Source organism: Arcicella gelida, assembly GCF_034931025.1.
GTDB classification, from domain to species: Bacteria; Bacteroidota; Bacteroidia; order Cytophagales; family Spirosomataceae; genus Arcicella; species Arcicella gelida.
In genome coordinates, this window is record NZ_JAYGIL010000063.1 from 1 (window position 1) to 6,264 (window position 6,264).

The following is a 6,264-nucleotide window of genomic DNA, read 5'->3' on the forward strand; positions in this document are numbered from 1 at the left end:
CTTAGCAGTAACAAAATACAGAAAAACCCCGAAAATTGCCAGTATTGACACTTCTTCGGGGTTATTTTATTGGCAATGTGTTGATTATTAAATATTTACAAGATTAAAGGGAAGCCAAATTAATTCCCCAACTGACTAGCTATTTGCTTCAAAGTAATCTCTGCAATTTTTGCTGTGTAGCTTAAATTATTTAAGCGATAGCCAGAGTTCTCAAAACTTTGCTGAGCTTGTTTAACATCAATAATAGTGGCTTGTCCTAATTGAAAACGTTGATTCATCAGTTTCAATAATCTATCTGCCAACTCATAATTTTGTTTTTCTGCTTCAATCAATTGCAAAGTATTAGTATATGCTTCCCAAGATTTTGCCGCAGTGTTTTGGAAATTCTGAGCAATTACTTCTTTCTGCAAACGAGCTGTTTCAGTATTAATCTTGGCTACTTGTACTTGGCGAGCATTCACTGTTCCTGCATAGATTGGAATACTTGCATTTAGCCCTAAAAATGGGCCATAAGTTTGGTTTAATAAAGTAAATCCTGCCCCACTTTGGTTTCGTCCGTAGTTATAACCAGTATTTAAGTTGACTGTTGGATAACGTCTAGCATTGGCTTCTCTTTCTAACAAAAGATTCACATTAATTTGGGCTTCTGCCGATAAAATACTTGGATGCTTTTTGATGTTGGCTTCTATGTTTTCCCATTGAAGACTTTTATCTAATTCAATGGTGTCTGTAACGGTAATTGCTGTTTTAGGATTTAGTACTAAACTACGAAGTAAGTCTGCCTTACTTTGTTCAATCACAATTTTTTGTGTTTGCAAAGCTTGTGTTTGTGCATTCAAATCCAAATTCGCTTGCAAGAATTCAGCTTCGTTTGATAAACCAACACTTTTACGAGCTTCAATCAATGAAAGTTTTTGTTTTGAAACTTCAATAGATTGAAGTAATGTTGAAACAAAATTTTGCTGTTGTACCACTGCAAAATACTTCAACATCACATCAGCAATGACGTTCTGAACACTTGTATTAACTTGTTCTTGACTTAGCTTTTGCAATTCCTCCAAACGCTTTTTAGTAGCCATTACTCTACCCCCATTATACAACATCATAGTAGCCGTAACACTCATATTAGTATTGTTCGACACTACGCCAGTTCTGTTGGTACTTGTTCCGTTACTTAGTTCTTGGTTCAAACCAGTTACTTGTTCGTTGGTATTGAACGTCCCCGTAACTGTTGGCAAACCGCCCGCAACACCAATATAATTATTAACGGTACTGGCAGTAAGCGCATTCTTTGAAATCTGAATATCCAAATTGTTTTTTAAGGCTGTTTCAATCGCTTGGCTTAGTGTAATTTGTTGCTGAGCCACAATCGTATGAATGCCTGTAACCAACAAACAGAACGCTAAAGGAACAGTATATTTAAGAAATATTCTCATGTTTTTTCGTTGATTTTCAAATTATTAGCTTAACGTGTAAGCTATTCTTTCATTAGGTTAGGTTCTTGTTTAGTCTAACTCCTCTGCCAATTTAGATTCTTCCGTTTTGTAAGTTTTATTAGAGATAAAAGTATAAACGGCTGGAATCACAATTAACGTAAGGATTAATGAGAATAAAATCCCGCCTACTACTACTGTTCCTAATGGAATACGGCTTGTTGAAGCAGCACCCAAACTTAAAGCAATCGGTAAAGCACCCAATGAAGTAGCCAAACTTGTCATTAAAATCGGACGCAAACGTTGTGCTGCGGCATCTACCACGGCATCAATTCTTGACATTCCTTCGGCACGCTTATGATTGGCAAATTCTACAATTAAAATACCATTTTTCGTTACCAAACCAATCAACATAATCATCCCAATTTGAGAGAAGATATTCAAAGTTTGTCCAAACATCCAAAGGCTACCTAATGCACCCGCCAAAGCCAATGGCACAGTAATCATGATGGTGAAAGGATCTTTGAAACTTTCAAACTGTGCTGCCAATAACAAGTAAATCAAAGCCAAAGCTAAACCAAAAGCAAAAGCAGTGTTTGATGAACTTTCAGAATAATCTCTTGATGGACCACTCAATGCCGTTTGGAAAGATTTATCCAATACTTTATCTGCAATGGCTTGCATCGCTTTTACTCCATCACCAATTGTTTTTCCTTCTGCCAATGAAGCCGAGACGGTAGCCGATTTCAAACGGTTGAAGTGAAATAATGTGGAAGGATTACTACTTTCTTCCAATTTCACCACCGCACTCAATGGAATTCTTTCTCCACGAACATTAGTCACAAAAAGGTTTTCAATGTCTGTTGGTTCTTTTCTTTCTTTGCGTTCTACTTGTGCAATTACTTCGTATTGACGACCATTCATCGTAAAGTAAGCTAATCTTCTACCACTAAATGCACCTTGAACAGCACTTACAACATCTTGTGTGGTTAAACCTAAATCCTTGATTTTGATGCGGTCAAAAGTCATTAAAATTTCAGGTTTGTTGAATTTCAAGTTTACGTCAACATTTTGGAAAGTTTTATCATTACGAGCTTCATCCAAAAACTTAGGAATCGCTTCTTTAATTTTCGCAAAATCAATATTTTGTAATACGAATTGTACAGGTAAACTACCTCTTGAACCCAAACCTACCGATATAGTTTGTTCTTGAATACCAAATACACGAGCGTTATTAAAACGGCTCATTTTCTTGTTCAATAACTTCGTCAATTCATCTTGGCTTCTTGTTCTTTGGTCTGGGTCAACCAAACCAATACGAGCCGCAGAAGAGTTTGTACCTCCATTTCCGCCAAAACCTGGAACAGCATTAAATACGAAGTCTTTTTCAGGAATAGAATCATTCAAGAAATTCGTTACTTCATCTGAAACCTTCTGAGTAAATAAATAACTTGAACCTTCGGCAGTACTTACCGTAAAACGAATACTGCTTTTATCTTCCATTGGGGCAATTTCACTTTGCAGATTTTTACCAGCAAGCCAAATCAACACGCCACAAGCCACAACAATTATCCACGCAACCCAACGAACTTTCATGAAGCCTTTCAAAATGTTTTTGTAGCCACTTTCCATACCCGTAAAGAAAGGTTCAGTTTTGTCGTAAAGCCAACCGTGTCCTGCTTTTTTACGAGTTAAATACACATTCAGTACTGGTGTAATCGTCAGGGAAACAAAAGCAGAAATCAATACCGCTGCAGCTACCACAATCCCAAATTCACGGAATAAACTTCCTACGAAACCTTCTAAGAAAATAACAGGAAGGAAAACCACCGCAAGCGTTAATGAAGTAGAAATTACGGCAAAGAAAATTTCTTTACTTCCTTCCAAAGCCGCTTTCCGAATAGGCAAACCTTGCTCTAATTTTCGGAAAATGTTTTCAGTAACAACAATCCCATCATCTACTACCAAACCTGTTGCCAGTACGATTCCGAGTAATGTCAAAACATTAATCGTAAATCCGCAAATGTACATGATAAAGAAAGTAGCAATCAGAGAGATTGGAATATCAATCAATGGACGAATGGCAATTAACCAATTTCGGAAGAAGAAGAAAATTACTAAAACTACCAAGCCAAATGAAATCACCAAAGTTTCTTCTACTTCTTTCAAAGAACGACGAACGTTTTTGGTGTTATCAATCAATAATTTAAACTGAATATCAGATTTGTTTTCCTTCTGAATTTCTTCTAATCGTTTATTAAATTCATCGGCAATTTTAATATAATTCGCTCCGGGCTGAGGAACAACTGCCAAACCAACAGAATAAACGCCATTGTATTTCCAACTTTGTTCAAGTGTTTCTGGTCCCAATTCTACATCAGCAATATCACCCAAACGCACAATACCAGTATTACTTTCACGGATAATTAAATCACGGAATTGTTGTTCTGTGGTTAATCTTCCCACAGCACGAATCGTCATTTCGGTATTGCTCCCATAAATTTTACCTGCTGGCAATTCAACGTTTTCACGAGCCAAAGCCGTTTGAACATCCGTGAACGACAAAGCATAGGCATTCATACGGTTGGTTTTCAGCCAAATACGCATGGCATAACGCTTTTGACCAAAAATATTTACACTACTTACGTTATTGATGGTTTGGAAACGTTGCTGCAAAACGTTTTCGGCATAATCACTCAGTTCCAATAAACTTTTACTTCTACTTTGGATTGCCAAAAGCAAAATAAAATCACTGTTAGCATCTGCCTTAGAAACAACTGGCGGAGCGTCAATATCTTGAGGTAAACCTCTCACGGCTTGTGCTACTTTATCACGCACATCACTTGCGGCAGCTTCTAATGGTACATCCAAATTGAATTCCACCGTAATAGAACTACTACCAAGCGTACTTGATGAAGTAATTGAACGAATCCCTGGAATACCATTAATTTGTTTTTCGAGCGGTTCTGTAATTTGGTTTTCAATAATATCAGGATTCGCACCAGTGTAAGAAGTTCTTACGGTAACAATGGGCGGGTCGATGGCAGGGTAATCCCTTACTGCCAAAAACGAAAATCCAACTACCCCAAAAAGGATAATCAAGACATTCATCACCGTGGCAAATACGGGTCTTTTAAGAGATAATTCTGAAATATTCATGAATAATGCTGATTAAATTAATCCAGTCTCTACTAAAAGAGTGATTAATTTTTATGAAATCGTTTGAATGATGATTTTGAACGAAGAAAGTAAAAGACTTATAAGTTTTTTACGCCTCTTACTTTAACAGGTTTATCTGGACGAGCAAATAAAACACCATCAACCACTACAGAATCGCCTTCGCTCAATCCACTCGTAATTTCAACAACATCTTCTTGTCTGAAACCCGTTTCTACTGTTACGTAGCTAGCTTTTCCATCTTTCACAACGACCAATTTTTTAGTTTTGTCATCTGGAATAATAGCATTTGTCGGAATCAAAATACTGTTTTGGGCAGCGCCAGCACTGAAATATACTTTAGCAAAAGTTCCAGGATTAGCAGTGCAATTTGATAACAAAGCACGCACCAATAAATTACGAGTAGTTTGGTTGATTTGTGGCTCACGAGCAATCACAACAGCTTTGCAACGAGCATTCTTTTGTCCTTCCACTTCTACTTCCACAACTGTTCCTTTGCGGATAAGTTGCGTGTATTCTTCAGGAACAGTAAAATCAACTTTTAATTTATTGACTTGCTGAATGGTAGCAATAATGGTTGTAGGTGCAACATAAGCACCTTGACTAATTTGACGCAAACCCAATACGCCAGTAAAAGGAGCTTTCAAAACCGTTTTTTCAATCAATACTTCTGTGTAGGCTAAATCTGCTTTTAAACTATTTACTTGGTTCAAAGCAGTATCGTATTCACCTTGATTAATCCCATTAATTGATAAAAGCTTTGCCAAACGTTTTTCTGTTTTTTCGGCTAAATCAAGCTGAACTTTAGTTTTATTCAACTGCGCTTGTAAATCCGCATCATTGATTCTTGCCAAAATTGTTCCTTGATTGACAGTAGTCCCTTCTGCAATATTCAAGTAGGTGATTCTTCCGCTAACTTCTGTATGAAGTTCAACGAATTCGTTGGCAACGATAGAACCATTGGCTTCAACATCCGAACTTATACTTTGTTTTTTAGCAATTACCACATCGACGATGGCAGGTTGCTCTTCTTTTTTATTATTGTCTTGAGGTTTCTTACTTTCGCAACTAGCTAAAGCTAAACAGATTGATGCCCCAACAGATACCATTGAAAGCGTATTTTTTTGCTTCATATTTAAGTTTGTATGAATAATTTTCTTGCTAAATTCCTATAAAGGTACTCTATAAAGAATAACCTTTTGTCCCGATTTACTTCGTATTCTTAATATATTTCGACTAACTTATCATTTCTATAGATAAGTGGATTAATTATACCAATTAACTGCCTAGTAATGAGTCACCCCTGCTCGTAGAAGTTTCAAAATCTGAGGGATAAAAAAGTAGGCTTAGACTGAAAGGAGTCAGATTCGGTTTCGTTCTAAGATGAAGTAGTTAAACACTACACCAAGCGAGGGAATAAACTCTATTTTTATACAGGGAAATGTCATTTCTATATGGAAACACTCTATTTCTATATTGGGAAATATTGTTTCTAATCAGCAATTAAGATTTTCTGTATAGAAATAACATTTTTGCTACTCTACCCGAAGATTTTGTTTCTGAAAACAAAAAGGCTGAACTTTGAGCTACCACGCATCAAACCAGCCTTTAAGGATGAAACAAATCATCAAAGACGAAATTATAAAATTGTTGG

The 6,264-nt window shown here is 36.5% G+C and carries 3 protein-coding genes; all 3 read right to left on the reverse strand.

The genetic code is table 11. The features are described from left to right. Positions 1 to 119: 119 nt before the first annotated feature. Positions 120 to 1,436 carry a TolC family protein gene (locus tag VB776_RS24330; protein WP_323699447.1) on the reverse strand — a complete coding sequence of 439 codons (1,317 nt, stop codon included), beginning with the start codon at positions 1,434 to 1,436 and terminating at the stop codon, positions 120 to 122. A gap of 69 nt (positions 1,437 to 1,505) precedes the next feature. Then, complete coding sequence (locus tag VB776_RS24335; RefSeq protein WP_323699448.1) at positions 1,506 to 4,592, reverse strand: efflux RND transporter permease subunit; 3,087 nt, start codon at positions 4,590 to 4,592, stop codon at positions 1,506 to 1,508. Between the two features lie 98 nt (positions 4,593 to 4,690). Next, on the reverse strand, positions 4,691 to 5,743 hold the full coding sequence (locus VB776_RS24340) for an efflux RND transporter periplasmic adaptor subunit (protein ID WP_323699449.1): 1,053 nt from the start codon (positions 5,741 to 5,743) through the stop codon (positions 4,691 to 4,693). Positions 5,744 to 6,264: the final 521 nt, after the last annotated feature.